At 47.1% G+C, this 1,891-nt stretch carries 1 protein-coding gene; it reads right to left on the bottom strand.

Annotated features, from left to right (window positions below; all coding sequences use genetic code 11):
- Positions 1–49 precede the first annotated feature (49 nt).
- On the bottom strand, positions 50–1,891 hold a 1,842-nt coding region (locus AB7E53_RS13500; protein ID WP_446776244.1), incomplete at its 5' end, for a beta-L-arabinofuranosidase domain-containing protein.

Consider the following 1,891-nt stretch of genomic DNA (forward strand, 5'->3'; position numbering starts at 1 on the left):
CTGCAAAGATATCCTCTCTTTCTGTATCTGCGTCATTTTATCGGATTGTCTATCTTACCGGAAACTGGGCAATACGTAATGTGGTACAGCCGTAAGGGATTAATTCGATTGTTTCTTCAGTATCGGTATAGTCTTTCCCTTGTTGCGTATTGAATGGAATCGGACCGGCAGAACCTCTGTACAATGTCCACGAGGGAATCCGGTTCGCCTTCGTCCGGATTTGCAAAGGTGCATTATCTACATTCCAGGGATATACTCCATCCTTTAGGGCTTTCTTCTCAACTATAAAACCGGCAGGCAGAGACTCCTTCTGCAGATTCTTTTTCATGAAGGCATAATTCCACGGAGTATCTGACGTAACCTCAAAATACCAGCTGCCGTATTTGGCAACATATTCTTTTTCTATGTTTTTCTTTTCCCATTTCTCATTCATCTTCAAGGCATATAGCAGCGGACCTCTCTCCACAACGGCGCCGCCATCATACCAATAACTTATATCCACCTGAGCAGGAAATTCCACATTCAATACATCTCCGGTCTTCCAGTTACGGCTGATAGAAACAATCTCTCCCGGTTGCGTATCCAAAGATAGTTTTTCTCCGTTCAGCCTGATATCGGGCTGTGTACACCAGGCCGGCACCCTGAAGCGAAAAGGAAAAAACGATTCCTTCACCTTTTTATCCTCAAAACCAAAATGGAACGCAATGGCCTCGTCGAAGGGATAATTTGTCTCTTCCCGAAGCAACAGCGTCTTTCCATCACCTACCTTTACCTTGGCTTCACAGGGTGCATATACCAGCGCGGCAACTCCATTATCGCCCGTCGCATAGATCAGATTCTGCACCATCTTAGGCCATCCCTGATGCAAGTTGGAGGTACAGCAGGGATATCCGGTTAATTCGCCGAAAAGGATATCGGTATCATCGTGAGGAGTGGTGAAGTCGCGCCAGTTACGGGTTACCGACACTTGATTTACCTGCTGATAATACTGACGGGCCGAATAGGTATCGGTAACCTGCGTAGGCAGTACATTGTAAGCGATTCGCTCCAGGTAATCGGCCCAATGGGTATTCCCTGTAACCTCAAGTATCTCTTCCAGCGAAAACATCATTTCTACAGCCGTACAAAGTTCGGACCCATATACCGGATTTCCAAAACGCAATAGCTCGTCGCCAGCCCAAAGTCCGGTTGGCAGTCCGATTGTATGCCTCATAACAGATACCGCTTTATCCACCGCTTCCAGGTGTTTGTAATCTTTACTCTGCTGATAGTATACAACCGGCTCCTTAAAGCCCTGAGCCAGATTTACACAATGCAGGCTGTGCTGCCTTGACAGGTGATTCTGATTCAGGAATATATCTGTCCAGTTGAATGTCTGTTTGTGAATAAGCTCTCCCAGATCCAGCAAATATTTTTCACCGGTGATATTATAGAGCCAATAAACGATCATTAAATTGTCCCCTCCCCGCTGAGATCCCCAGAAGGTCCATTTATCAAGCGGATTTGATGGCAACTGCTTCAGCTGATACCGGAAATAGTTGTCGAGAAACTGAATCACACGCTGGTCGCCCGTAGCCGAATAATATTGCTGCATCACTTTCAGCATCACCATTTTAGGCCACCAGTCCATTGCATTATCTCGCTGCAGTCCGGGTTCATTGGGACGATCGGTATCCTGACCAAAATATCCATCGGCTTTCTGCGAAGCGAGTGTCCACTCTATCCAGGGTTTCACCTTCTCGATCAAACGTTTATCTTCCAGGATGTAAGCCAACGGAAGCAGGCCGTCAATCCAATAGGGACCGCGTTCCCACACGTCTCCGTCGCCTCCAAGCCATCCGTTACGCTTACCCATTACTTTCTCGTAAACCACATCGAGGTTGCCGGTCAT

Source organism: Macellibacteroides sp. (genome assembly GCF_050251695.1).
In the GTDB taxonomy this organism is placed as follows: domain Bacteria; phylum Bacteroidota; class Bacteroidia; order Bacteroidales; family Tannerellaceae; genus Macellibacteroides; species Macellibacteroides fermentans.